Origin of the sequence: Amphritea atlantica (genome assembly GCF_018860855.1) — a bacterium.
Taxonomy (GTDB): Bacteria; Pseudomonadota; Gammaproteobacteria; order Pseudomonadales; family Balneatricaceae; genus Amphritea; species Amphritea atlantica_A.
The window spans coordinates 252,603-276,437 of sequence record NZ_JAHKQE010000009.1 but is presented as its reverse complement, the minus strand read 5'-3'; the positions used below and the strand labels follow the sequence as shown (position 1 = coordinate 276,437).

Sequence of the window (23,835 nt, the reverse complement as noted above, 5' to 3'; positions counted from 1 at the left end):
GGTTTATTGATCGCTTACAAGAATAGCGGGTACTGCACGATGCAAAACCTGATCCTTAAGTGCTTAAGTTCCTCGCTTTACGTGCCACTTAGCTGAGCGCCATGCTTTTTGACGAGACCTACTAACAGGTGCTATATGTAGGTCTTTAAAGAAAGGCTTTTATCATGAAAACAAAATTTTCCGAAGATATTATTCCGTTGTCTGACCTAAAGGTTAATCCCGGTAAGGTTGTAAATCATGCAAAGGACACGCATAGACCAGTACTAGTCACTAGCCGAGGGCGTGGAGTTGCTGTTGTCCAAGGACTCGATGATTACGAAAGCACCCAAGAAGAACTTGAATTCGTTAAGGCTGTGGCTCAAGGGTTAATAGAGATAAAGGAAGGTGAAGTTACCGATATCATTGATGTGAAAAAACAATTGGGTCTATAGTTCGTGAACATTTCTTTTTCTAAGTCAGCGATTGATGACCTTAAAAGTATCAAAGAGTATTACCAGGAGCAGGGTGTACCGCAAATAGGCCAAAACTTCGGAGAGGCAATTGTTGAGCACATAGAAACGCTTAAGACCCATCCCGATATCGGTAGGGTCGTCCCCGAGTTTAGCGATGACTCTATCCGTGAACTTATTCATTCTCCGTTTCGGATTGTCTATCTTCGTGAAAGTGAATCAATCAATATTATTAGAGTATGGCGTAGTGAACGGTTGCTTAAGTTACTAAGTTAGAAGAGTTAAAAGGGCCAAAGCCCTTTTTTACACGAGCGAGCAGGGACAGGCATGTCTAAACGGACGTTGGCATATCAAGAGATAGTCAGTACAGTCAGTAGGATAAATCTGCACAGTGATTTAACACTACGTAGGTGTTGACTATTAAGGATGCTATTCATGAAAGGAAGTTGTTTGTGTGGGGCCATAGAGTATGAGGTTTCTACACTGGATATGCCCATTATTTTTTGTCACTGCAAAACCTGTCGCAAAGCCCATGCCGCACCTTTCGCACCGAGTGCGGGTGTGCTGAGAGACAATTTTCGATGGGTGTGTGGAGAAAGTAAACTTTCCAGCTTTGAATCTAGCCCCGGAAAAACGAGGCATTTCTGTTCAGTGTGTGGCACTCATTTAGTCGCAGAGAGACCTAGCCAACCCCATGTGATTCTGCGGGTTGCAACCTTGGATGAAGATCCAGGCATAAAACCAGAAGCCCATATCTGGGTGGGGCACGATGTTGAATGGATGGAGCATGAGGGCATCCCCAACTATAACGAGTGGCAAGCAAATAGGTGATTAAGGGGCGAGTAGGGACCGGCGCACTTAAAAATGTCTGACGCCGCGATCGATCGTCGCGCTGGGAATGTCTTAAAGCATTAAGGTGGAATACCATCTTTACCCTGATAAACCACTTGGTTTTCGCTAAGTGAATAACTAAAAGCAATGCTTTGATGTCGAAATTCAGCTTTTTTGTAGGCAACTGACCTGATCGTGAAGCAATCTTCTGCTACAATGCGCGACTTTGAAATTCTGCCTTCTATCCTGCGGCTCTGGGATGAGGGTATGTGACTAACTTTGCAGGAGTGAACATGAGTACTGAACAAGCCCTTCGGGATCGTAGCGAATCAAAATGTGAATTATGCGGCGCGACCGATAATCTAAGTGTTTATGAAGTGCCGCCGAACTCACTTGGCGGTGTTGATGACTCTGTTCTGGTATGCAGCACCTGTAAAGGTCAGATTGAAAATCCTGAAACGACTGATGCTAACCACTGGCGTTGTCTGAATGACAGCATGTGGAGTCAGGTACCTGCCGTGCAAGTCGTTGCTTGGCGCATGCTGAACCGTCTGCGTGGCGAAGGCTGGCCGCAAGATCTGCTGGATATGCTCTATCTGGATGATGAAACCGCATTGTGGGCAAAAGCCTCTGGGGATCATCTAGATGATTCTGAGAAAGTCATTCACCGCGATAGCAACGGCGCAGTCTTGACCGCTGGCGATAACGTTGTATTGATCAAAGATCTGGACGTTAAAGGTGCAGGCTTTACCGCTAAGCGTGGTACTGCTGTACGCGGTATCTCACTGGTGCAAGAAAACGAAGAACACATCGAAGGTCGCGTTAACGGTACCCGCATCGTTATTCTGACTAAATTCGTTAAGAAATCTTAATCTGCATCTGAATACTAAAAACGCGCCTGCTTGGCGCGTTTTTTGGTTTTAGAGGGTCTGATAGACGTAGGAGACACCCATCAACGCCCTCTATCTTCCACTACTTTTAACGTGTCGTACATAATGAAACCACTTAAAAGCACAACGCCACCAATGCTGTCCAATAACTCCCGTACGATCGAATAATCAGTAAAAACAGGCCCCCGTTGCCTTGTCAGCCATTCGGAATACGATAAACTGACAGGTAAATAGACCAAGGGAGTGAGAAAATGGACTTCACAACGGTTAAGGATAAAGCTAAAGCGCTCTTCGCAGAAGCGGGGTTTATTAGTCGTATCGACAGCGATGCCGATTATGTAACAGCCCTTGAACTGATGGACGATCTGATTGACGACTACGACGCCAACCGGCCTCTGATTGACATACTGGCGGCTTCTATCGAACGCTGGGAAGATAGCGCGCTAGAATTTGAACAGTTCAACGCACGTGTGGCTTCCCTCGGTGAGAGCGCGGCTGTCAGTGCTGGATCAGATAATAAGTAGTAACAGATATCCACCACTTGATCTGGATGATGAAATCGCACTTTGGGAAAAGTGACTGAGCATCATTTGGATGACTTGAGAAAGTGGTTCTCTGCTAATCTTGCACTGCCGTATGGGGTATCTCTCTGGTGCAAGCAAACGAAGAACATATCGAAGGCTACATTAGGCGAGTTTCGTCGCTAAACATTTTAGCCAGCCATCACCCTGATTCTTAGCAAAGCGTTATCTGTCTGTGCCGAAAACGGTGAGTAAACGTTAGCACTTGATTTTGAGTGTTATCAGGCTTTATGGGGTGGCAACGTTTAGGGTCACAGAGAAAAAGGGATCAATGTATATGAATGTCTATTTTTCACATGGCAAAGAGAGTGGCCCTTGGGGTAGTAAAATCAAAAGGCTTGCCGATATCGCTAAACAGCATGGTTGCCACGTAGACAGCATCGATTATTCCGATATTTTAGATCCTGACCTGAGAGTAGAGCGGTTACTTGGCATACTCAGCCATGCAGAAGAGGATTTCGTGCTGGTCGGTTCCAGTATGGGTGGCTATGTGTCGTTAGTGGCGTCTGAGCAGGTTAACGCGAAAGGTGTTTTTTTATTGGCGCCGGCGCTTTTTATCGAGGGGTATCAACAACAAACCTATCAGCCTCAAGGGCTGGTTGAAGTTGTCCATGGTTGGTCTGATGACATCATCCCCGTTACCAACTCCATTCGTTTTGCCAAAGAGATGGACTGCTCTTTGCACTTAATTTCTGGCGATCACCGGCTTAATACCTCGATTGAGGTTGTTGAACGGCTGTTTTCACAGTTTATTGTCTCGATTCTTGGTGATAAAACGCTATAGTCAGACAATAGTGAAGTTGGCGCGGCTCTGTATGAGGCTATCGGCGATGGTCGCTATGATCTGAAATATTAAATGGATCATGATGAGGCTTAATGGGTTAAACTGATTATTTGAAGCGACTTTTTGGGGGCTGTTTACTTTGTATCAAGAAGGCGTATGCGCACCTGATAAATGTCCATTGTGCGGTAAAGATAATCATTGCGGGCATCTCCACGGCAGTGATCAGAGTCAAGCTTGCTGGTGCTTCGATAGCCAAATAAGATTTACCGATGGCTTGTTAAGCCGGGTGTCTGCGGCGAATCTAAACGAGGCCTGTATTTGTAAGGCATGCGTCTTGTCTGCGAGCTTTAGCAGTAAGTCCTAATTCGGTCGGTGATGGCGATTTTGTTCTCTGGCCATGTTTTACCGTGTTAGGGTGTTTTTTATATATTTTATGCGGGTGATTTAGCCGCAGTTATCTTTTTGTTATTTGGTGCCTCGGTATCGGCTAGGAGTTAGTCGGTGTGGCTATTGCTGAGGTAGATTGCGCCTTATATGATCTGATAGGTTGGACACAACGTTCTCTTGTGTAAGTTTGCACTTTCATTTTAGGGGCCTTATGAAACGTTATAGAATCATTCATCGTACCTATTACAACTATACGGATACCGTGACGTTGGGGGCGCACCAGTTGCTGTTGCGGCCTCGGGACGATCATGAACTTCGTATTGAATCTTTTTCGCTGCGGATTACTCCGGATGCAAAAATCTATTGGCACCGAGATGTGGAAGGCAACTCGGTGGCGATTGCTAATTTCTGCGATCCTACGCAACAGCTTACGATAGAAAGCGAAGTCATTATTCAGCAATATAATGAGTCACCTTTGGACTTTATCGTGGCTGATTACGCGATTAATTATCCTTTCTTATATACCGATGACGATCAGTTTTTATTGTCGCCTTATCGGGTGCTGCCTGATGAAAAGACCCGAATCTTGTTAAATAACTGGCTCTTTAATGTTTGGAATGCGAATGAGCCGGTGCAAACCTATACCTTATTACAGCGGTTGACGGAGACTATCCATAATACCTTGGTTTACAAAGTGAGAGAGGAGCCGGGGGTTCAGTCAGCGGAGGAAACACTATCGCTTGGTTCGGGGTCTTGTCGTGACTTCGCCTTGCTCTTTATGGAGGCGGTAAAGTGCCTCGGTCTTGCTGCGCGTTTTGTCAGCGGCTATCTGTATGCTCCGTTGATGTCTAGTCAGGTTGGTTCTACCCATGCGTGGGCCGAAGTTTATTTACCAGGTGGCGGTTGGAAGGGGTTTGATCCCACGATCGGCGATATTGTTGGTACGGATCATATACCGGTGGCTGTATCGCGTTTGGCTGAAGCGGTGCCGCCCATATCGGGATCGTATGCGGGTGCAGCTGAGTCAAAAATGGACGTGGGTGTTTGGGTGAGTGAATGCTAAATAAAATATTCAATAAGTCGGCGAATATTAGCGTGGTCTATTAAGGCCTTCGCAATTGACGCGATGGTTTTACACTCACACAACAGCCAGTTTAGGGGTTATTAGCCCTTTTCATCAAGGTCATCTATAGCGCGGCTTGCGTTATGCCATTTCGCTATCGCAGTTGTCACTATTGTTAATATTTCAGTGCTTCCTCTATATTGATTATCTGCGTCGAATTAACCGCCTGAAGGCGGTTTTTTGCTTGAGATGTAACGACGGTTATGTGAGGAACCGGGAATATATAGCGCTGCAGTTTTATGGATAATCATGATCATTTATTGCAGAATACATTGGCTTAGCGGTGCGTTATGATCGCTATCCGCCGAGGGTAACCGACAACTGTAATATCGGATCATCTTATGATTAGTTCATCTGAGGATGACTCCACATTGGCGTAATGGAGTGCGCAAGTCATGGATGAGTCTTTAATATCTGCTACTGCTGACATTCCGACTCAACGTTGGCGTAGCCGACTTTGGCCTTATCGTTGGGTTTTAGCTGCATTGCTGTTGTGTCAGCTGGGGCAGGTTACGGCAGCGCTCTTGCTTCCGAGGTTTAGTGCCGATCTTATTGATGAAGGTATTGTCGCTCAGCAGACGGACAGCATTGTCTTTTACGGCTCTGCGATGGGGGTGGCGGCCTTGGTGCAACTTGTTCTGAGTGCCATCGCTGTTTTTCTCGGGGCGAGTATGGCTTTTCACATTGCCCGCGACCTACGCGCCGATGTATTCGCTAAGGTGCATAATTTATCCCTCGCACAGGTGCAAAGCTTTAGCGTAGGTTCACTGATTACCCGCTGTACTAACGATGTGCTGCAAGTGCAGACGATGTTAACCATGACGCTGACGATGATTGTCATTGCTCCCATCATGGCGGTAGGCGGTGCGGTGATGGCCGTGCGCCAAGATCTACAGTTATCACTCATCTTACTGGTTATTGTGCCGCTACTGGCATTGATTCTTGGTGTGCTGACATACCTTGCTACGCCGCTGTTTCAACAGATGCAGCGTCAGTTAGATGGGGTGAATGCGATTCTGCGTGAGCAGATCACCGGTATTCGGGTGATTCGCGCGTTTCTGCAAGAGCCACGGGAGGCTAAGCGATTTAGGGTTGCCAATATCGATCTGACGGATACCGCCACCCGTGCCGGACGGTTAGGCGCGATGACCATGCCATCTCTCACTGCCATGATGCAGCTTGGCTCGGTAGCGTTGATCTGGTTTGGTTCTGATCGGGTGCTCTCGAGTGATCTATTGGTGGGCGGACTAATCGCCTTTATGTCCTATATGGCGTTGATTTTAATCTCGGTCATGATGATGGGGATGCTCATGGTGATGTTGCCTCGGGCTTTGGTCAGTGCTCGGCGTATCGATACGCTACTGCGTACCCCGGTGACAGTGGCGTCGCCTGTTGAGCCTATGCCGTTACCCGTCTCGCCAGAAGGGTTAACGCTGCGCTTTGAGAATGTTGGTTTTGGCTACCCAGGTGCCGAGTCGATGGTGCTTGAAAATATCAGCTTTGAGGTGGCCCAAGGTGAGGTTTTGGGCATAATTGGCGCTACTGGTTCTGGTAAAACAACCATTGTTAATTTAATCGCGCGGCTTGATGACCCTAGCACGGGGCGAATTACACTGGGCGGTATTGATCTGCGCGATCTGACTTCTGAAGCGTTGGCAAAACAGATCGGTTATGTCCCGCAAAAGGCCTATCTTTTTTCCGGCAGCGTGGCTCAAACACTGCGTCTTGGCGATCCGAGTGCCAGTGAAACCGCACTCTGGCAAGCACTCGAAACGGCTCAGGCTGCTGATTTTATTCGGGCACTGCCGAAGGGGTTACAGGCTCCCGTGGCGCAGGGCGGTGTTAACTTCTCCGGTGGCCAGTGTCAGCGTTTAGCGATTGCGCGTGCGCTGGTGTGTCAGCCGACGATCTTTCTGTTTGATGATAGTTTCTCTGCTCTGGATCAGACGACCGATGCTCGCTTACGCACGGCTTTACGTAACAATACTGAAAACACCACGCGGGTCATTGTCAGTCAGCGGGTAGCTTCCATTCGGGATGCCGACCGTATCCTAGTGTTGAGTCGAGGTCGTATTGCTGGTTTAGGGTCTCACGACGAGTTGATGCGGCATTGTACGATTTATGCGGATATTGTGGCATCTCAGGATAACATGCGAGGCGTTGCATGAGGCCTGTTATTCGTGGATCGGCGGCGGCAAAACCTCGTCATAGTGGTTATGCGTTACGGCGTACCTGGCAAGCCTTTCAAGGTAAACGAGTGGCGCTGTTCACGGCGACTAGCTTCGCGTTGGGCAGTGTTTTTGCTAGCACGATTGGGCCTTGGCAGTTGGGTAAAGCAACAGACCTATTGGTTGATGCTGTCGAGCAAGGCCAGTTCGATCATGGAGCATTCATTGTGCAGTTGGCATTGGTCGCGGCGATCTATCTGATTGCCTCTGGGCTTAATTTAGCACAGGCTTGGTTAATCACTGATTTAGTACAAAGTGTTGGCCGCAAACTTCGCGAAGCCGCCCAGGCTAAACTATCGCGAGTGCCGCTCAGTTGGTATGACGCGCAGCCGCGGGGTGAGGTTTTGTCTCGTTTTACTAACGATATCGACAATATGGTGCAAAGCTTACAACAGGTCGCAAGCCAAGCGATGTTATCGTTGTTAACGATTGTCGGGGTGCTAACCATTATGCTGTTACTTTCGCCGTCCTTAGCGGCGGTGTCGATCCTGTCGATATTAATTTCAGTGAGTCTAACTAAATTTATTGCCGGTCGAGCACGGCCTCATTTTGCTAATCAGTGGCGCGAAACTGGCCACTTAAATGCGACCGTTGAAGAGAGCTTTTCCGGTCAGACGCTGATCCGTGTGTTTGGCGCACGGGAGCGTGTTGAGGCGCGTTTTGCCACTCAAAATGAGGCGCTGGTGAAGGCCAGTCTGACGGCTCAGATCTTTAGCGCCATGATTCAACCTGCCACGATGTTTGTAAGCAACCTAGCCTATATTTCGGTGATCACCTTCGGAGCCTTCCGCGTGCTAGCAGGGCCGCTGTCTTTGGGGGAGTTACAAGCGTTTATGCAGTATATCCGTCAGGTTGGCCAGCCGGTTTCTCAGTTAGGTAATATGGCAGCACAGGTACAATCGGCTTTGGCCTCTGCTGAGCGGGTGTTTGAACTACTTGATGCGCCGGAGATGTCGCTCGATGATGTTCGTAGGCAGTTGCCGGTACCGCTACAGGGGCATGTGGTATTTGAGCATGTACAGTTTCGTTATAAGCCTGATCAGCCACTATTTGAGAATGTCAGCCTTGAGGCTAAGCCGGGCCAAACATTGGCCATCGTCGGCCCAACGGGGGCAGGTAAGACAACACTCGTTAACCTGTTGATGCGGTTTTATGAAATCGACAAAGGGACGATTCGTCTGGATGGCATTGATATACAAGAGTTATCCCGTACAGAGCTACGCAGCGCGATGGGCATGGTGTTGCAAGATACTTGGTTATTCACCGGTACGGTGCATGACAATATCGCCTATGGTTGTGCTAATGCTAGCCGCGATGAGGTTGTTACAGCGGCGAAACGCTGTCAATTTGATGATTTCGTGCGAACTTTGCCGAATGGTTACGATACCGTTTTGGTGAATGCAGGTGAGTCTCTTTCGCAGGGGCAACGACAACTATTGACCATCGCCCGTGCCTTTATGCTGGACGCTCCCGTTTTGATTTTGGATGAGGCCACTAGCTCGGTTGATACCCGTACCGAAGTGTTAATTCAGAATGCGTTAAAGGAATTACGCGTAGGCCGCACCAGTTTCGTGATTGCCCACCGACTATCGACGATCCATGATGCTGATCTGATCATCTATATGGACGCGGGGAATGTCCGCGAGGTCGGCACGCACGCCGAGTTAATGGCGCAAAGAGGTGGTTATTGGCAACTCAATGGCGGTAAGGCCATCGAACACTCCGCCGAAGAAAAGACAGCCTTTGAGGTTTAACTTACTGGCCACTACACCATTCATCGGCAGGGGGCATAAAAAAGGGCAATGTTCTCATTGCCCTAATATCAAGTGACCCCATGTAACGCTGTTAGAAAGTTAAAGGCTACCAGTACCCCAGCACCTTCCACCAAAGCCCGCCAACGACACCCCAAATGGTTAAGTTAACAACACTCATAATAAAGCCCATGACCCACCAGTTTTCCATCGATACATAACCTGAGCCAAACACAATGGGGGAGGTGCCCGTGGCGTAATGGGTTAATGACATCATCAATGAAGAAGCACCGGCTAGCAGTAAACCTAGATACAGTGGCGGTGCGCCCAGTGCTAAACCGGCGGTATAAAAAGCGGCAAACATGGCGGTGATATGGGCGGTTGTACTCGCAAAGAAGTAATGGGCATAAAAGTAAACGGCGACTAAAATGATGGCCGAGGTAATCCAATCAAAACCGAGATGATCAATATTGCTCTCTACCACGCCGGAAAACCAAGAAACCAGCCCTAATTTGTTAAGGAACGTCGCCATCATAACGAGGGCGGAGAACCAGACAACGGTATCCCACGCCGACTTTTCTTGTAGAACGTCTTGCCAGTTCAGTACACCACTGACCAGTAAAACGGATAAACCTAAAAATGCTACGGCGGTGGTATTGACGGCATAATCAGCCCCAAAGATCATCGCGGGTACGCCTGCCCATAAGATCAACAGCAGCACAAACACACTAATCATGACTTTTTCGCCGTAGGACATTGGCCCCATATCGGCCAGCTTAGACTTAGCATAGGTTCTAGCGTCTGGGGTGCTTTTTATCTCAGGCGGATACACCGTATAAACAATGAGAGGTACTAGGGCGATACAGACTAAACCGGGCAGCAGGGCGGCCAGCGCCCAAGTACCCCAAGTAATGCTAATGTTCGCTCCCGTTGCATCCGCAATCAATTTAACGATTAAAGGGTTCGGCGCTGTTGCCGTGATAAACATCGCCGAGGTGATGGGGTTAATATGATAGCTCACCAAAGCGAGATAATGACCGATCTTACGTGATGTGCCATCTTCAGGTGAGGAGCCAAAGCTGGTGGCGATCGATTTCATAATGGGGTGAATAATACCGCCGCCTCGCGCTGTATTACTCGGTGTTACGGGTGCAATCACTAATTCAGATAGCGCTAACGCATAACCGATGCCAATCGTTTTGCGGCCAAATAAAGAGATGAAGTAATAGCCTATACGGTTACCCAAGCCTGTTTTTGCCAGCCCTCGCGAGATGATAATTGCGATACCGATTAACCAGATTAAGGAGTTAGAAAAGCCACTTAAGGCATCTTTAATTGCCCCAGACGGACTGTCATTAGTAACCCCTGTAAGCGCCACTAAGGTAATCGCTAAAATGGCAATCGCGCCAATGGGCATCGCTTTGCCAATAATGGCGATGACGGTACCCACAAATAAGGCTAATAAATGCCATGCATTCGCTGAGACACCTTGTGGCGGAGCCACAGCAAACCAAAGCAATAATATTATCGCTATAGAGACTAAGCCTGGAACAACTCGAATATCCGTGCCTTTCATGAAAGCGTCCTTAATGTTGAGCAAAAAGTATCTCGAAATATTGGCTGTATATTAACGCATAAATAGTTTTTTTATAGCCAATAATGTTGCTATGAATCGGGTCAGAAACAACTAAATGTTGATTTCAAACATGATCGCTTATTTATATCACTATGAGAGGATATTGGTACCGAGCAAAGGGATAGGTTTTTAATGATGCTGCGCCGTTAGATTAGGCTGAAAAGTGTTCAATTTAATCGGTTAGGCTTTGCTTATCTCAGGGCATTAGGGTTGATAAATTTGTTTATGGGCATCGGCTTTTTCTTAAGGGGGGAAGTGCAAAACAAACGGTGCATCATTGTATGGTGTAGCCCGCACCATCGGTAATGGGGTGGGCTAGGCTAGTTTGTGATGGCTTTTCAACATAAAATATCGCGCTTTAAGGCCTGAGGCAGAGCGTTCTATGAGCGAGATTAAATTCACCAAAGATGAGACTGATCGCATCGTTACTAAGGTAAAGCGGTACTTCAATGATGAGTTGGATCAGGATATTGGCGGTTTTGAGGCAGAGTTTTTACTCGATTTCTTCGCCAAGGAGATTGGCCCCTATTTTTATAACCGTGGATTGATCGATGCGCAGAAGGTTTTCACTGAGAAATATATTGAAGCGGGCTATCTGGTGGATGAGCTAGAAAAACCAATAGGTTAACCAACTTGATCGCTGTCGAATCGGCTGGACAGGCTGCCAAAGTTGCCGGTAAAGCTAAATAAATAGCACTTCTGTTTTATAAAACTCTTATAATGTGCGAAATCAGGAAGCCTGAACGATTTGAGCCGCAATATTTGTGCTATTTGAGCACGTAAATGTCGGCGCTATTGAGCGCTTTCTTCGGTATTTAGGAGAGTATAGTGACCTACTGTGTGGGTATAAGAACAAGCGAAGCAACCATCATGATTTCAGATTCCCGCACCAGTGCTGGGGTCGATAACATTAGTAGCTATAGCAAAATGTGGCGCTATGGTGTGCCCGGTAAGCGGCAGTTTGTGTTGTGTAGTGCAGGTAATTTGGCGACGACTCAGGCGGTGATCGCAAATATCGAACGGGATATTAGTAATAGAGCCGAGTCTAGTTTGTTGACGGTGGTCGATATGCATCAGGCGGCGGAGTATATTGGTCGCGTGAGTGTGGCAGTACAAGAAAAAGCTGGCGGTGGCTCGGTGTTTGAGTCGACCTTCCTGTTAGCCGGAGAGATTTTAGGCTCTCAAAGTGCTCTGTATATGATTTATGCGCAGGGTAATTTTATCGTCAGTTCATCACAAGTACCGTTTTTACAGATAGGCGAAACTAAATACGGTAAGCCTATTTTAGATCGGGTGATTCAGGAAAGTACCTCCATCGATAGAGCGGTGGTGTGTGGCCTGATATCGATGGACGCGACATTGAAGAGTAATCTGACGGTTGGACCGCCGATTGAGCTGTATATTCTACAGCATGGTAGTTTGGCTTTAGGACGTTATCGTTCGTTTGGCGAAGATGATGACTATATGCGTGATCTGCGTAAACAGTGGAATATCGCCATGGAAAATGCGGTCGATGCGATGCCGTTTTTAGCATTAAACTAATATTAAATCGAATCAGGTAGTCGCACTGCCTGAATCAAAATCTTCTAATAATAATTCAGCTATAGCGGCGGTTTCTGCTTTAAACCAAGAAAAGTCTGTTTAAGATCAGGGTTTTTAGTCATCAGTTAGGTAAACTGACTCAGTTTCTTAATGAGTGATCGTCGCCATTTTTCAGAAAAATTCAGTAAGTGGATTGAGGTATTCAGATGAAGATAGCAGTGGCCAGTAGAGATGGTGTTACAGTCGCCGAGCATGTCGGTAAATGTAAAAACTGGATCGTGTTTCAGGTTGACACGACGGGGGCTTCTCCATTGGGAAAGCCGCACTTGAAAATGCTTGAACTGATCACGCTGCCAAAAGCGCTGGTGTTTCATCACTATAAAAATGATGCGCCTCATCCATTAGCTAGCTGTGTTGCATTGATTGGTGCCAGTGCCGGTGAGGGTTTTGCCAGTAAGACGGCGCTGTTGGGTATCGAAGCGGTTATAACGGATGAATCTGATCCGGCGCAGGCGGTTAAAGATTATCTTAATCATCAAACCTTAGCGATCGAGCCTCATCTGATCGGTGAGTTGAATGCTAATGACGGCGGTTTCTATTCGTCTGAGCATTAATCTCTATCGTTAGGCAGGGCAGCGAGCTTCTCTTAGCTGCCCTCTATTCCTCTTGTGCAATCCTCGCCTAGTTTTTTCAGTTCTTTGTTTATCTTTATGTTTGCCCTCTTGTTTGCTCTTTTGTTTGTCAGCTTGCTCGGAATTGACGGTTTAGTGTCTGTTTTTCGTCGCGAAGGTGTGTCTTCTATCGCCGTCGGGTAGCGTAAACTGTTGGTCGTATTTAAGCGCCATGGACCTCGTTTATTAGGCTAGAATAACGCTTGATCGTCGTATTTTACGGCTGGATCTTAGTGTTTTAGCGAGGAGGTAAGCATGCGTGCCGAATTTTGCTTGGGTATTATCGGAGCTGGACAATTGGGCCGTGCGATCGCACAGGGTTTACTCAGTAGTCAGTTTATTGCGCCGGAGCAGCTCTGGATTTCCAGCCGATCTCTACGTTCCGACAATGCGTTGTCACTGGCGGATAGCCAGAAAGTACACCGCACGATTCGTAATCAAGATCTAATCGAACATTGCGATATGGTTATTGTCGCGGTGCCGCCTCATCTGTCATCGACGTTAGCCATTAACGCAGCGGATACGGATTGTTTGATTATCTCAGTGATGGCTGGCGTTACGTTGGCGCAGCTACAGCAGCTATCTAACAACCGTCGGGTGGTGCGGGCGATGTCCAGTCCTGCCGCTGAAAAAGGCTTAGCATATTCACCCTGGTTCGCTAGCGAGGCGATAACCGATACAGACCGACTTGCGGTGCGTCGTGTCTTTGAGGCGATTGGCCAGACGGATGAAGTGTTTGACGAAGCCCAAATTGATCAGTTCACCGCCTTAATCGGCCCGGTACCTGGGTTTGTCGCTTACTATGCCGACTGTATGGTGCAGTATGCGGTTAACAACGGCATTGAAGCGCCGATAGCCGAACGGGCAGTACGGCAACTGTTCCATGCCAGTGGTGTACTTTTGGCTGAGTCAGAGGCTTCCCCTAAGGCGCATGTGGATGCAATGGTTGATTATAATGGCACCACGGCTGCCGGGCTAAAAAGTATGCAGGCGTCACCGTTGTCGGCGTCAATCAACGATGGCCTAAAAGCGGCGTTTGATAAAGCTAGAGAGATCGGCTGAGCCTTATCGCGATAAGAGGCAGCGATAGACTTAATCGTGAGCCGTACGGTTTTTTAACAGGATTTTGATAAGGAAGGTGAATCATGGCAGGTGGCTGGGCACGTGATGGTGCGGTACAGGATCAGATTGATGCAAGCGTTGATGACGCAGTGCAGCTGGCCCGCAGTCGTTTAAATTCGGGTGAAAGTTTAACCGAGTGCGAAGAGTGTGATGCGGTGATTCCTGAGAAGCGTCGTTTGGCTATCCCCGGTATCCGTTTGTGCATTCAGTGTCAGACTAAGCTGGAACAGCAAGAGGTGAGTGCGAGTGGTATTAACCGTCGCGGCAGTAAAGACAGCCAGTTAAGGTAGTTAAAAGTAGTTAAGAATAGCTACGAAAGTTAAGAAAGTTAAGAAAGTTAAGCAAGGACAGTAAAGCGGTCAGGTTAATCCAGTCGGAATAACCTGACACGTATGGCCTGCGTTAGAGGTCTTTCACGAGTCGCAGCGCATCATAAATGGCTGCATGGGTGTTGCGGGCCGAAATGGCATCGCCGATACGGAACAGTTGGAACTGGCCTTCATTGTTAGTGGTGAGTGTCTGCGGTTTGTCGTCGATCAGGTCGTTATAGTTCACTTCCCCTTCATTGGATGCTAGGGCACGTAGCTCAAAGTAGAGATCATCGAAGGGCAGGGTACCGTGATTGATGATTACCTGATCAACGCGACGGGTTTGGCTGAAGTCACGGCTACCATCATCATAGTCGCTACCGATAGTGGCCAGCAGTTGATCGCCATCGCGGCTCACGGATTTCAGACGGTAGGTAACGGTAAAGGTGACATCCTGCTGCTGTAGTGTGCGCATATAGGGCACTAGGTTCATCGCCATCACTTCCGGGGCGAAGCTGCGATCCGGAGTAATGATTTCGAGTTTAGCGCCGCTGTTAGCAACCACTTCTGCGGCCTGTAAGGCTGCGTGATCTCCCGCATCGTCAAACAGTAGAACATTGCTGCCGGGTTTGATGCTGCGGGAGAGAATATCCCAGCTAGAAACCACCCATTCGTTGCCGCTGTCGAGCACTTCAGTGTCGGGTAAGCCGCCGGTTGCGATAATCACGACATCGGGATTTTCTGCCTGAATCTGCTCCACTTCAGCGTAGCTGTTGAAATGGAAGGTGACCCCTAACTGTTCGCACTGGCTCATACGCCAGTCGATAATCCCCATCATCTCATGACGGCGAGGGCTTTGGGCGGTCAAGCGAATCTGTCCTCCGGCATGGTTTAATGCTTCGTAAACAACCACTTCATGGCCGCGTTCTGCCGCCACCCGTGCCGCTTCTAATCCGCCTGGGCCAGCACCGACGATAACGATCTTCTTACGCACCTCGGCTTTAGGAATATCGTGGGGCATGGTCAGTTCACGACCGGTGGCCGCGTTATGAATACAGAAGGCGGCACCACCCTGATAGATTCTATCGAGACAGTAGTTCGCGCCGACACAGGGGCGAATATTGTCTTCATCGCCGGCAATAATCTTACGGATGATATGGGGATCGGTCATATGGGCGCGGGTCATGCCGACCATATCAACTTTACCGCTGGCGATGGCATAGCGAGCGGTGGCGACATCAGGAATTTTTGCGGCATGAAAGGTCGGGAACTCGGTGGCCGCGCGGATCTCACCGGCGAAATCTAGATGGGGAGAGTTACGCATCCCCTGAATCGGAATAAGGTCGGTCAGGCCCGAATCGGTATCGATATGACCACGAACAATATTAAGAAAGTCGACCATGCCGCTATCTTTTAGGCGCTGAGATATCGATAAACCATCATCGGGGGTTAAACCACCTGAGAGCATCTCATCACCGGTGTAACGTAAGCCAACGATAAATTCATTACCGACCCGTTGGCGGATCGATTTGAGTAGATCAAAGGTAAAGCGCAGACGGTTATCGAGATCGCCACCGTAGGGGCCGTCAAGGGTGTTGGTCAGTGGTGACCAGAACTGATCCATCAAATGGCCATAGGCCTGTAGTTCGATACCATCTAGACCTGCCGCCACCATCCGTTCAGCCGCATCGGTATAGTCTTTGATGATCCGCTGGATATCCCAATCTTCCATTTTCTTTGGAAATGCACGGTGTGCTGCTTCCCGTTTATGGGAGGGTGAAACGGCCGGTAGCCATTCCCCTTTATCCCAACGGGTACGTCGTCCGAGGTGTGTTAATTGGATCATTACCGCTGCGCCGTGTTCGTGGCATTCGTCGGTAAGCTGTTTCATCCAAGGCACAATTTCGTCTTTATAGACCAGCAGGTTATCGAATACCGGCGGGCTGTCCAATGAGACGGCGGCAGAACCGGCGGTCATGGTTAAAGCGACACCGGCTTTGGCACGTTCGACATGATAGGCGCGATAGCGGTCGGTGGGCATACCGTTTTCGGAGTAGGCAGGCTCATGAGCGGTGACCATAATGCGGTTGCGTAAGCGTAAATGTTTCAGTTGATAGGGTTGCAGCAATGGATCATTGGACATCTGAGTCCTCCGTAGCGGTTATCAATATGATGATGGAATACTCAATTTAGACTGAAATGTACACTTACGTCAATTTAATGTTCAATGGCGTTTAGATTTTATTTCAACGATTCGCTCAAGGTATACTAAGATCAAATCGTGAAGTGGATTCCGGTTGGCCGATTGGCGATGGTCTTATCTGATTCTGCGTGAGGGGTTGAGTCACGATATAACGCTTAGAAGGCACTGATACAAAAAACACTGAGACAAAAGCACTGAGACAGAAGCCGTGATAAAAAATCAGTGATACAAATAGTTCGAGGGGAACCAACTGAATAATATGAACAGTAAACGCAACATCGACGACGCAGTCACTCCCGACAGCGGTTGGCGAGGATCGGCGGATGTCTGGTTGCAGGCCGCTTACGATACCTTGATTGAATCAGGGGTCGAGGCCGTGCGTATTCAGTCATTGGCGCAAAAACTGAAGCTCTCTCGTACTAGTTTTTATTGGTTTTTTAAGGACCGTAAACAGCTGCTCGATGCGCTGATGACCCAATGGCGTAATAAGAATACCGGCAACCTAGTGGCGCAGACCGAGGTGTATTCAGAAAGTATTGCCGAAGCGATTCTTAATCTGTTTGATTGCTGGTTAAAGCCGGAACTGTTTGATTCTCAATTTGAATTTGCCGTGCGCAGTTGGGCGTTACAATCCCCGGCGGTGGCCGAGCAGATCAGCGAGGCAGATAATGCCCGGTTGGACGCCTTGAGTCAGATGTTTATCCGCTTTGGTTATTCCGCGGATAAAGCAGATGTGCGCGCACGGACTATCTATCTTACCCAGATCGGCTACATCTCGATGAAGGCGGATGAAAATCTTGAAATCCGCTTGCAGCGCATCCCCAGCTATGTGGAGATTTTTACCGGTCAGGCCCCAGAGCCACGCGAACTTAAACGCTTCTATGCTCGCTATGAGGCCGTCACGAAAAACTAAGTTCGGGGTCGTCTATAGATCCGTTGGGCTATCATGATAGACCGCGCTTTTGTCCACCAGATTATTACGCTTCCATAACTGTTGCGCCAGCAGTGCGATGGTGATGACTAGACTTAGCACTAAGGCATAGAGCATAGCGCTACCAAGGCAGTAGATAAACACCGCACAGACAATTAGACCGGTCATAATGGCGGGCTTATGGCGATGGGATAATAGTTTCCAGGCTGCCAACATCGCCGCGCTATAGATCAGGATGAATGAGCCATTGACCCAGTGGGCCATCACCGCGAAATCCATATTTTCCAGATAGCTGATGATCAGTATCACCGCCGAGAGGGTGATAAAGGTGATCAGCGATGTCGCCGGTATCTGGTGGCGGTTTAGGGTCTGCAGTGGCTGGGGTAAAATGCCTTCCCGACTGAAGCTCCAAGCTAGGCGGGACAGGCTGGCGAAATAGACATTGATCGTGGCGATGCCACTCACAAAGCCCAATACACCAATGACCCAGCGGCCACTATGACCAAAAAGCATTTCAAACACGGCGACCATCGCTAATGGATGCTCTGGGGCCATCATCGATAACCAGGTACAACCGATAAAAATCAGTCCGACGAGGGTAATGCCAAACAGGGTGGCTGGAATAAAGTCTCGCTGTACATCTTTAAATTCACCCGCGAGGTGGGTGATCGCCTCGATACCGAGAAAGCTCCAAATCGCTAAGCTGATCGCCTGCATTATATGGCTGTAATCATGGGGTGTGGCTAGACTGACGGTCGCGCTTGAGGTTAATACCGGAGGCTGGATAAAAACCGCGGCCATCATCGCTAACACCACCCCTAAAATAAGCAGGGTGAGTGCCATCTGTATCCGGCCCGATAGCTGTAAGCCGCGCCGGTTAATAAAAAATATCAGCAGTAAAACAAGCAGTTCTGCCGTGAGCGTTTGGCTGTCGCTCAGGGTGACAATGGGTTGTAAAAATTTAAAGGTCATCATCAGTGCTGCCGCGATACCAGGGGGCACGGTAAACACAAATAAGAGGCCGATAATGCGGCCCGGCAGTTGGCCAAAAGCACGCTCAACAAAATAGGCAGGTCCGGCCGAATGGGTAAAACGGCGGCCGAGTTCGGCAAAAATATAGGCCAGCGGCAGAATGCCCATGAGGAGAATAACCCAAGCCCAGATCGCTTTATCGCCAGCGGCAACGATGGTGAGTTGTGGCAGGATAAACACACCGGTGCCTAAAAGAGTCGTTGCAATGAGTCCCACCCCTTGCCAGCGGGTGATTGTTTGATTTAGCCTAGGCATCTTTTTTCCAGATCGATATATCTTGTCAGTAGAGTGTACGCTGAGTGCGGGAAATATTACGTCGTGGTTTACCGTCGATCTGCAGCATTTTCCAAATTGCTACTGACGATTTGAATAGCCGAGTTTACGCATGGATAGTTTTGATCAGAAAATAATCGCCGCGCTGCGAGACAATGCCCGTCAGAGTGTTTCGGCGATTGCCGCACAGGTAAATCTGTCGCGACCCGCTGTCTCTGAACGGGTGAAGCGGATGGAGGAGCAGGGGGATATTCTCGGGTATCGGGTGATCACCTCAACAAAGCTGGATCAACAAGGCCCGCTTAAGGCGCATTTTGAGATTAAACATGGCGGTTTTAAGTGTCGCCCCTTAGTGCAGTTTCTCTTGCAGTATCCCGAGGTGAAATATTGTCACGGGATCAGCGGCGAAGTGGATCTGCTGGTGTATTTAGAATTTGCCTCGATGCAGCGCTTACATGACATTCTTGAAGAGGTGGATGAAGAATTGCCCAGTGGGGTGAAAATTGTCACCCATGTGGTGATGCAGGAGTGGGAGTGACTTAGCAGCGGCTTGTTCACCCGTGAAAGCCTAAAAAGCCAGACAGTGTCTGGCTTTTTATGGGCTGTTATAAAGACTTAGCGCGCGCTTAGAATGCGATCATCAGCAGATAGAAGGTGATGGCCGACATGATAGCGGCGGCGGGTAGGGTGATCACCCAAGCCATGCCGATAGGCTTCATCAGCGCCCAGTTGGCATTGCTGTTGACCATACCCACACCGAGCACGGCACCAATGAGGATATGAGTACTGGAAACCGGCAAGCCCATCACCGAGGCAAGCATTACCACACCGGCCGCCGATAATTCCGCCGCAAAACCGGACGCAGGATGCATCTTCGTGAGGTTGTGGCCGACAGTTTGAATCACCTCTTTACCGATAAACCAGAGGCCAACGATCAAGGCGATACCAAAGGTCAGCATGGCAACGGTGGGGACGGCGGCTTCGGAGCCCATTTCACCGGTGCGTAGTACATCCAGAATGGCGGCAAAGGGACCGATCGCATTGGCGATATCGTTGGCGCCGTGGCTGAAAGCGAAGCCGGAGGCGGTAAATACCTGCATCCAACTGAACATCAAAAAGGTCGATTTATCGAGGTCTTTGCCTTTCAGCGTTTTAGCAAATATCGCCATCACCAACCAAACCGCCGCACCAATCATGCCGATAATTAGGTAGTTATCTAGGCTACTTAAACCCAGTTGCATATGCTTTAACCCTTTGAACAGCAGCATGCCGGCAATCAGCATACTACCTAGGGCGGCAAAGATCGGCACATAGGTTTCTAAAGCATGGGTGGCGTTAAGCTCACTTTTCTTTTGTTCAATCTTGTGCAGTTCTTGGTAATACTCGGATTCAAGCTCTTGAGGGTCGAAATCACCATCGCGCACGGTATGGGCATCACGGGCCATAGCTGTGGTATAGGAGATCTGTTGCAGTTCAGCTAAGCGCTCAAAAGCTTTCTTATGTTGCGCTTTATGCCGTTTCTTCTCCTGCTTAATGGTCACCAGTTCTTCGGCAGTCGCTTCGTTATAGCGCAGTACATATTTTTTGATTTGATAGAACAGGGTGTAAGACACCAGTCCACCGAGTACCGGTGAAAGTACCCATGAAACCGCAATGGTGCCGATTTGATCCCATTTAATCAGAGCCAATGCGGTACCGGGTCCATCGACAAAAAAACCTAAGGCGATGGAGCTACCGACAATACCACCGATAATGGAGTGGGTAGTGGATACCGGCCAGCCACGCTTGGTGGCGATTAATAACCATAATGCAGCGGCCAGTAGGGCGGCCATCATGATATAGACGAACTGCATCGGGTCGACATGAATGCTCGACAGGTCCACGATCCCTTTACGGATAGTTTTTGTCACTTCGCCGCCGGCGATAACCGCGCCGCTGACCTCAAAAATGGCGGCAACGATGAGTGCCTGCTTAATCGTTAGGGTGCCAGCACCGACACTGGTGCCGAAGGAGTTGGCGACATCATTACCGCCGATATTGAATGCCATAAAGACACCAAAGGCGGTGGCTAGAATAAAGAGCATGACATGGTTATGTTGGGTGTAATCCAATCCCCAGGCCATAAAATAGCCAATCATGGCGATAAAGCCGATGGCAAAAAATAAGCTGAGTTTAGTATCCCCAGACATTGGTGTCTTACTAGGGCTATAGGTCGTGGATGTTGCCATTTGAGTCCTCCTGAAACGCCTTAAAGGTAAAACTGTTTTGCAGAAAACGGTTTTATTTGCTTATTGCTGGATAATCAAAGCGCTTCAGGAAGGCTTGTCGTATTCCCTAAAGTACTTATCAAAGAGCTGAATAAGTTAAGGGCAATGCGTTGCAGTTTGGTGACAGTATCTGTTTTTTTCGTTGTGCATCAGCCCTGATGAGCGCTGGGCATAGCATGGGGAGCTGCTAGTTTTCTTGTTTAAAACTCTTATAGGACCAAGCACCGACCTGCAGTTTGCGATATTGGGTTGGTGAGATGCCCATCACTTTCTTAAAGATACGAGAGAAATAGTAGGCGTCCTCATAGCCCACCATAAAGGCCACTTCGGCAACGGTGCGGGTGCTGATATCCAGCAGGTGACAGGCCCGTTGGGTTTTAAGCTGGATAAAGTGGTTGATCGGCGTGGTGCCGGTGGCATCTTTATAGCGTTTGATAAAGTGAAATTTCGATAGGTTGACGCTGTTTGCCAGGGTATCGATATCCAGTTGTTCATGGATATGCGCTTGCATCAGGCTGTGGATCTTCTCTAGATCGAAACTATCTGCGTCCTGGCTGCGCACCAGTGGTTGCAGCAGTGCGATATGGGTGAGGATCTGGCGCAATTGATTGGCGGCATTAATAAAAGCATTCAGGTGATAGCTGCTATGGCGGGCTTCAAGCAGCGCCTCGAATTCACTCACGAGATTGCTGTGTAGCCCCAGATGAACCACCGGTTTGTGGCTGGGAATCTCTAGATGCGCGATAAAGTCATCGGCCAGCCCCCCTTCAAAATGACACCAGTAGATAGTCCAGGGGAAATTAGGGCTTGAGGCATACTGGTGTGCTGCGCCGCGGGGAAGAACCACTAAATCACCGCTATTTACCGCAATATTCTTCTGGTTTACACGGATTTTACCTTTCCCTTCAAGGCAATATATCAATAAGTAGTCATCATGTTTTAGGCGTTCCATACGGTGCCCGACCGCGTGTTTGTAATAGCCCGCCCCTAACGGATAAAGATCCCTTGAAAGCCTATTATTACTGAGTTTCTGGATGATTTTATGAGGCAAAACAAAGCGAATGCTCTGGGCCGGCAGAGGCCAGTTTGATGGGGTGCTCACAGTGGCTACTCGACTAAGGTATAAAGGGTTAATTAGGGTATTCATGTATTCAATAGCAATATAGTCCATTAATATAGCAACATTATCAATCATGTGCAGCCGCAAGCTATGTTTTAATGTGACCCCATACAAGCAGCGAGATCCTGTTTTTAACGGGGTCTGACAACAACAATAATCAGAACGTTACAATAAATACGAAGGTGCAAAACATGACGCAACAAGTTCCTTTACTGATCAACGGTGAGCTGGTTCAGAGCCGTAGTGATAACTGGATTCCGGTAACTAACCCTGCCACTCAAGAAGTGATTGCACAGGTGCCTTGCGCAACCGCTGATGAAGTAGAACTGGCCGTCGAGAGCGCAAAAGCCGCGTTTGAAACATGGAAAGAGATGCCGGTTGGCGAACGTGCTCGTTTGATGCTGCGTTATCAGGCATTGCTAAAAGAACATCACGATGAGATTGCTGAACTGCTATCTCTAGAAACCGGCAAAACCTTTGATGATGCTAAAGGCGATGTATGGCGTGGTATTGAAGTGGTTGAACATGCGGCCAATATCGCCTCTCTGAGCATGGGTGAAACGGTTGAAAACGTTGCCCGTAAAATCGATTGCTACAGCATCACCCAGCCACTGGGTGTGTGTGTCGGTATTACCCCATTTAACTTCCCAGCCATGATTCCGCTGTGGATGTTCCCAATGGCGATCGCTTGCGGTAACACCTTTGTATTGAAACCTTCTGAACAAGATCCACTGACGCCGATGCGTCTAGCGGCACTGTTTCAAGAAGCCGGTGCACCTGCAGGTTTGCTGCAAGTTGTGCATGGCGCTAAAGATGTCGTTGATCAACTGTTAACGCACAAAGATACTCCAGCGATCTCTTTTGTGGGTTCTGTTGCGGTAGGTGAGCATATCTATCGTACCGGTACTGATCATATGAAACGGGTACAGGCGTTTGCCGGTGCTAAAAACCATATGGTCATTATGCCGGATGCCGCTAAAAATCAGGTTGTTAACAGTATTGCCGGTGCTTCTGTCGGTGCTGCTGGTCAGCGCTGTATGGCAATTTCGGTGGCTGTGTTTGTTGGTAAATCCCGTGAGTGGATTCCTGAAGTACGTGATGCACTGGCTAAAGTACGTCCCGGTGTGTGGAATGATCCAGAGGCCGGTTATGGTCCACAGATTAATCCGCATGCTAAAGCCAAAGTACTGAACTTTATCCAAGAGGGTAAAGATGCCGGTGCTAACTGTATTCTCGACGGCTCTGAGTGCGTGGTTGAAGGCTACCCTGATGGTAACTGGATAGGACCAACCATGTTCACCGGTGTTACCCGCGATATGTCGATCTATCAGGAAGAGATCTTCGGACCGGTTCTGATTACCATAGAAGTGGATACTATTGAAGAAGCGATTCAGCTGATCAATGAAAACCCATACGGTAACGGTACCTCTATCTTCACCTCTTCGGGTGCAGCGGCGCGTAAGTATCAGCATGAAATCAAAGTCGGTCAGGTTGGTATCAACGTGCCAGTACCTGTGCCACTGCCTATGTTCTCTTTCACTGGTTGGAGAAAGTCGTTTTACGGTGACCAGCATGCTTATGGTAAGCAGGCGGTTAAGTTCTACACCGAAACTAAGACAGTGACTGCCCGTTGGTTTGAGGATGATATTGATAATGGTGTAAACACCACGATCACCCTTAAGTAACGCCAATCGTTTAGCGTCTGA

At 48.6% G+C, this 23,835-nt stretch carries 23 protein-coding genes; 18 read left to right on the top strand and 5 right to left on the bottom strand.

Annotation, left to right across the window (positions count from 1 at the left end; all coding sequences use genetic code 11):
- Nucleotides 1-164: 164 nt before the first annotated feature.
- From KO512_RS04070 to KO512_RS04025, 10 genes are all read left to right on the top strand, one after another.
- Nucleotides 165-431, top strand: coding sequence for a type II toxin-antitoxin system Phd/YefM family antitoxin (locus KO512_RS04070; protein WP_215951059.1), 267 nt, complete (start codon nucleotides 165-167; stop codon nucleotides 429-431).
- Between the two features lie 3 nt (nucleotides 432-434).
- Complete coding sequence (locus KO512_RS04065; protein WP_215951058.1) at nucleotides 435-725, top strand: type II toxin-antitoxin system RelE/ParE family toxin; 291 nt, start codon at nucleotides 435-437, stop codon at nucleotides 723-725.
- Between the two features lie 159 nt (nucleotides 726-884).
- Nucleotides 885-1,280 carry a GFA family protein gene (locus tag KO512_RS04060; RefSeq protein ID WP_215951057.1) on the top strand — a complete coding sequence of 132 codons (396 nt, stop codon included), beginning with the start codon at nucleotides 885-887 and terminating at the stop codon, nucleotides 1,278-1,280.
- A gap of 293 nt (nucleotides 1,281-1,573) precedes the next feature.
- A complete protein-coding gene (locus KO512_RS04055) occupies nucleotides 1,574-2,152 on the top strand; it encodes a PhnA domain-containing protein (protein ID WP_215951056.1) in 579 nt (192 codons plus the stop codon).
- 269 nt (nucleotides 2,153-2,421) lie between these two features.
- Entirely contained in the window at nucleotides 2,422-2,694 is a 273-nt protein-coding gene (locus tag KO512_RS04050) for a hypothetical protein (protein ID WP_215951055.1), read from the top strand.
- A 334-nt stretch (nucleotides 2,695-3,028) separates the two neighbouring features.
- Nucleotides 3,029-3,535, top strand: a complete 507-nt coding sequence (locus tag KO512_RS04045) for an alpha/beta hydrolase (RefSeq protein WP_215951054.1) — start codon at nucleotides 3,029-3,031, stop codon at nucleotides 3,533-3,535.
- A 139-nt stretch (nucleotides 3,536-3,674) separates the two neighbouring features.
- Complete coding sequence (locus tag KO512_RS20430) at nucleotides 3,675-3,899, top strand: cysteine-rich CWC family protein (protein ID WP_215951053.1); 225 nt, start codon at nucleotides 3,675-3,677, stop codon at nucleotides 3,897-3,899.
- Nucleotides 3,900-4,133: 234 nt separating this feature from the next.
- Complete coding sequence (locus KO512_RS04035; protein WP_215951052.1) at nucleotides 4,134-4,985, top strand: transglutaminase family protein; 852 nt, start codon at nucleotides 4,134-4,136, stop codon at nucleotides 4,983-4,985.
- 455 nt (nucleotides 4,986-5,440) lie between these two features.
- Nucleotides 5,441-7,213 (top strand): ABC transporter ATP-binding protein, encoded by a 1,773-nt coding sequence (locus KO512_RS04030; RefSeq protein WP_215951051.1) that lies wholly within the window; start codon nucleotides 5,441-5,443, stop codon nucleotides 7,211-7,213.
- Nucleotides 7,210-9,027 carry an ABC transporter ATP-binding protein gene (locus tag KO512_RS04025; protein ID WP_215951050.1) on the top strand — a complete coding sequence of 606 codons (1,818 nt, stop codon included), beginning with the start codon at nucleotides 7,210-7,212 and terminating at the stop codon, nucleotides 9,025-9,027. Before KO512_RS04030 ends, KO512_RS04025 begins: the two co-directional genes overlap by 4 nt.
- Nucleotides 9,028-9,133: 106 nt before the next feature.
- Here KO512_RS04025 and KO512_RS04020 read toward each other — a convergent pair whose 3' ends face one another.
- Nucleotides 9,134-10,600, bottom strand: a complete 1,467-nt coding sequence (locus KO512_RS04020) for a DASS family sodium-coupled anion symporter (RefSeq protein WP_215951049.1) — start codon at nucleotides 10,598-10,600, stop codon at nucleotides 9,134-9,136.
- A 442-nt stretch (nucleotides 10,601-11,042) separates the two neighbouring features.
- On the opposite strand from KO512_RS04020, the gene KO512_RS04015 reads away from it, so the two are divergent.
- The 5 genes from KO512_RS04015 (at nucleotide 11,043) to KO512_RS03995 (ending at nucleotide 14,285) form a co-directional block, all read left to right on the top strand.
- Nucleotides 11,043-11,288 (top strand): DUF2164 domain-containing protein, encoded by a 246-nt coding sequence (locus KO512_RS04015; RefSeq protein WP_215951048.1) that lies wholly within the window; start codon nucleotides 11,043-11,045, stop codon nucleotides 11,286-11,288.
- Between the two features lie 200 nt (nucleotides 11,289-11,488).
- Nucleotides 11,489-12,202: a peptidase gene (locus tag KO512_RS04010; RefSeq protein ID WP_215951047.1), complete on the top strand. Its 714-nt coding sequence runs from the start codon at nucleotides 11,489-11,491 to the stop codon at nucleotides 12,200-12,202.
- A gap of 206 nt (nucleotides 12,203-12,408) precedes the next feature.
- Complete coding sequence (locus KO512_RS04005; protein WP_215951046.1) at nucleotides 12,409-12,816, top strand: NifB/NifX family molybdenum-iron cluster-binding protein; 408 nt, start codon at nucleotides 12,409-12,411, stop codon at nucleotides 12,814-12,816.
- Nucleotides 12,817-13,128: 312 nt separating this feature from the next.
- On the top strand, nucleotides 13,129-13,935 hold the full coding sequence (locus KO512_RS04000) for a pyrroline-5-carboxylate reductase family protein (protein WP_215951045.1): 807 nt from the start codon (nucleotides 13,129-13,131) through the stop codon (nucleotides 13,933-13,935).
- A gap of 83 nt (nucleotides 13,936-14,018) precedes the next feature.
- The gene (locus KO512_RS03995; protein ID WP_215951044.1) at nucleotides 14,019-14,285 is read left to right on the top strand and encodes a DksA/TraR family C4-type zinc finger protein; all 267 of its coding nucleotides are present in this window, start codon (nucleotides 14,019-14,021) and stop codon (nucleotides 14,283-14,285) included.
- Nucleotides 14,286-14,397: 112 nt separating this feature from the next.
- Here the strand turns inward: KO512_RS03995 and KO512_RS03990 are convergent, their stop codons facing one another.
- Nucleotides 14,398-16,446 carry an NADH:flavin oxidoreductase gene (locus KO512_RS03990; RefSeq protein ID WP_215951043.1) on the bottom strand — a complete coding sequence of 683 codons (2,049 nt, stop codon included), beginning with the start codon at nucleotides 16,444-16,446 and terminating at the stop codon, nucleotides 14,398-14,400.
- A gap of 319 nt (nucleotides 16,447-16,765) precedes the next feature.
- Here KO512_RS03990 and KO512_RS03985 point away from each other — a divergent pair, with 319 nt between their 5' ends.
- Nucleotides 16,766-17,419, top strand: coding sequence for a TetR/AcrR family transcriptional regulator (locus KO512_RS03985; protein WP_215951042.1), 654 nt, complete (start codon nucleotides 16,766-16,768; stop codon nucleotides 17,417-17,419).
- Between the two features lie 12 nt (nucleotides 17,420-17,431).
- Here the strand turns inward: KO512_RS03985 and yjeH are convergent, their stop codons facing one another.
- The gene (gene yjeH, locus KO512_RS03980) at nucleotides 17,432-18,724 is read right to left on the bottom strand and encodes an L-methionine/branched-chain amino acid transporter (RefSeq protein ID WP_215951041.1); all 1,293 of its coding nucleotides are present in this window, start codon (nucleotides 18,722-18,724) and stop codon (nucleotides 17,432-17,434) included.
- Between the two features lie 130 nt (nucleotides 18,725-18,854).
- On the opposite strand from yjeH, the gene KO512_RS03975 reads away from it, so the two are divergent.
- Nucleotides 18,855-19,280 carry an Lrp/AsnC family transcriptional regulator gene (locus KO512_RS03975; RefSeq protein WP_215951040.1) on the top strand — a complete coding sequence of 142 codons (426 nt, stop codon included), beginning with the start codon at nucleotides 18,855-18,857 and terminating at the stop codon, nucleotides 19,278-19,280.
- Nucleotides 19,281-19,368: 88 nt separating this feature from the next.
- On the opposite strand, the gene KO512_RS03970 is transcribed toward KO512_RS03975, so the two are convergent.
- Nucleotides 19,369-20,970 (bottom strand): inorganic phosphate transporter, encoded by a 1,602-nt coding sequence (locus tag KO512_RS03970; RefSeq protein ID WP_215951039.1) that lies wholly within the window; start codon nucleotides 20,968-20,970, stop codon nucleotides 19,369-19,371.
- A gap of 226 nt (nucleotides 20,971-21,196) precedes the next feature.
- Entirely contained in the window at nucleotides 21,197-22,204 is a 1,008-nt protein-coding gene (locus KO512_RS03965) for an AraC family transcriptional regulator (protein WP_354667729.1), read from the bottom strand.
- Between the two features lie 116 nt (nucleotides 22,205-22,320).
- Between KO512_RS03965 and KO512_RS03960 the strand changes: the two genes are divergently transcribed.
- The gene (locus KO512_RS03960) at nucleotides 22,321-23,814 is read left to right on the top strand and encodes a CoA-acylating methylmalonate-semialdehyde dehydrogenase (RefSeq protein WP_215951038.1); all 1,494 of its coding nucleotides are present in this window, start codon (nucleotides 22,321-22,323) and stop codon (nucleotides 23,812-23,814) included.
- Nucleotides 23,815-23,835 lie beyond the last annotated feature (21 nt).

Excerpts from the sequence above, each read along its gene's own strand:
- yjeH (WP_215951041.1), bottom strand. The coding sequence starts at position 18,724 with ATGCCTAGGCTAAATCAAACAATCACCCGCTGGCAAGGGGTGGGACTC.
- KO512_RS04005 (WP_215951046.1), top strand. The coding sequence starts at position 12,409 with ATGAAGATAGCAGTGGCCAGTAGAGATGGTGTTACAGTCGCCGAGCAT.
- KO512_RS03970 (WP_215951039.1), bottom strand. The coding sequence starts at position 20,970 with ATGGCAACATCCACGACCTATAGCCCTAGTAAGACACCAATGTCTGGG.
- KO512_RS04055 (WP_215951056.1), top strand. The coding sequence starts at position 1,574 with ATGAGTACTGAACAAGCCCTTCGGGATCGTAGCGAATCAAAATGTGAA.
- KO512_RS03995 (WP_215951044.1), top strand. The coding sequence starts at position 14,019 with ATGGCAGGTGGCTGGGCACGTGATGGTGCGGTACAGGATCAGATTGAT.
- KO512_RS04060 (WP_215951057.1), top strand. The coding sequence starts at position 885 with ATGAAAGGAAGTTGTTTGTGTGGGGCCATAGAGTATGAGGTTTCTACA.
- KO512_RS04035 (WP_215951052.1), top strand. The coding sequence starts at position 4,134 with ATGAAACGTTATAGAATCATTCATCGTACCTATTACAACTATACGGAT.
- KO512_RS04020 (WP_215951049.1), bottom strand. The coding sequence starts at position 10,600 with ATGAAAGGCACGGATATTCGAGTTGTTCCAGGCTTAGTCTCTATAGCG.
- KO512_RS04030 (WP_215951051.1), top strand. The coding sequence starts at position 5,441 with ATGGATGAGTCTTTAATATCTGCTACTGCTGACATTCCGACTCAACGT.
- KO512_RS04050 (WP_215951055.1), top strand. The coding sequence starts at position 2,422 with ATGGACTTCACAACGGTTAAGGATAAAGCTAAAGCGCTCTTCGCAGAA.
- KO512_RS03960 (WP_215951038.1), top strand. The coding sequence starts at position 22,321 with ATGACGCAACAAGTTCCTTTACTGATCAACGGTGAGCTGGTTCAGAGC.
- KO512_RS03975 (WP_215951040.1), top strand. The coding sequence starts at position 18,855 with ATGGATAGTTTTGATCAGAAAATAATCGCCGCGCTGCGAGACAATGCC.
- KO512_RS04000 (WP_215951045.1), top strand. The coding sequence starts at position 13,129 with ATGCGTGCCGAATTTTGCTTGGGTATTATCGGAGCTGGACAATTGGGC.
- KO512_RS03965 (WP_354667729.1), bottom strand. The coding sequence starts at position 22,204 with ATGATTGATAATGTTGCTATATTAATGGACTATATTGCTATTGAATAC.
- KO512_RS04025 (WP_215951050.1), top strand. The coding sequence starts at position 7,210 with ATGAGGCCTGTTATTCGTGGATCGGCGGCGGCAAAACCTCGTCATAGT.
- KO512_RS04015 (WP_215951048.1), top strand. The coding sequence starts at position 11,043 with ATGAGCGAGATTAAATTCACCAAAGATGAGACTGATCGCATCGTTACT.
- KO512_RS03990 (WP_215951043.1), bottom strand. The coding sequence starts at position 16,446 with ATGTCCAATGATCCATTGCTGCAACCCTATCAACTGAAACATTTACGC.
- KO512_RS03985 (WP_215951042.1), top strand. The coding sequence starts at position 16,766 with ATGAACAGTAAACGCAACATCGACGACGCAGTCACTCCCGACAGCGGT.
- KO512_RS04070 (WP_215951059.1), top strand. The coding sequence starts at position 165 with ATGAAAACAAAATTTTCCGAAGATATTATTCCGTTGTCTGACCTAAAG.
- KO512_RS04045 (WP_215951054.1), top strand. The coding sequence starts at position 3,029 with ATGAATGTCTATTTTTCACATGGCAAAGAGAGTGGCCCTTGGGGTAGT.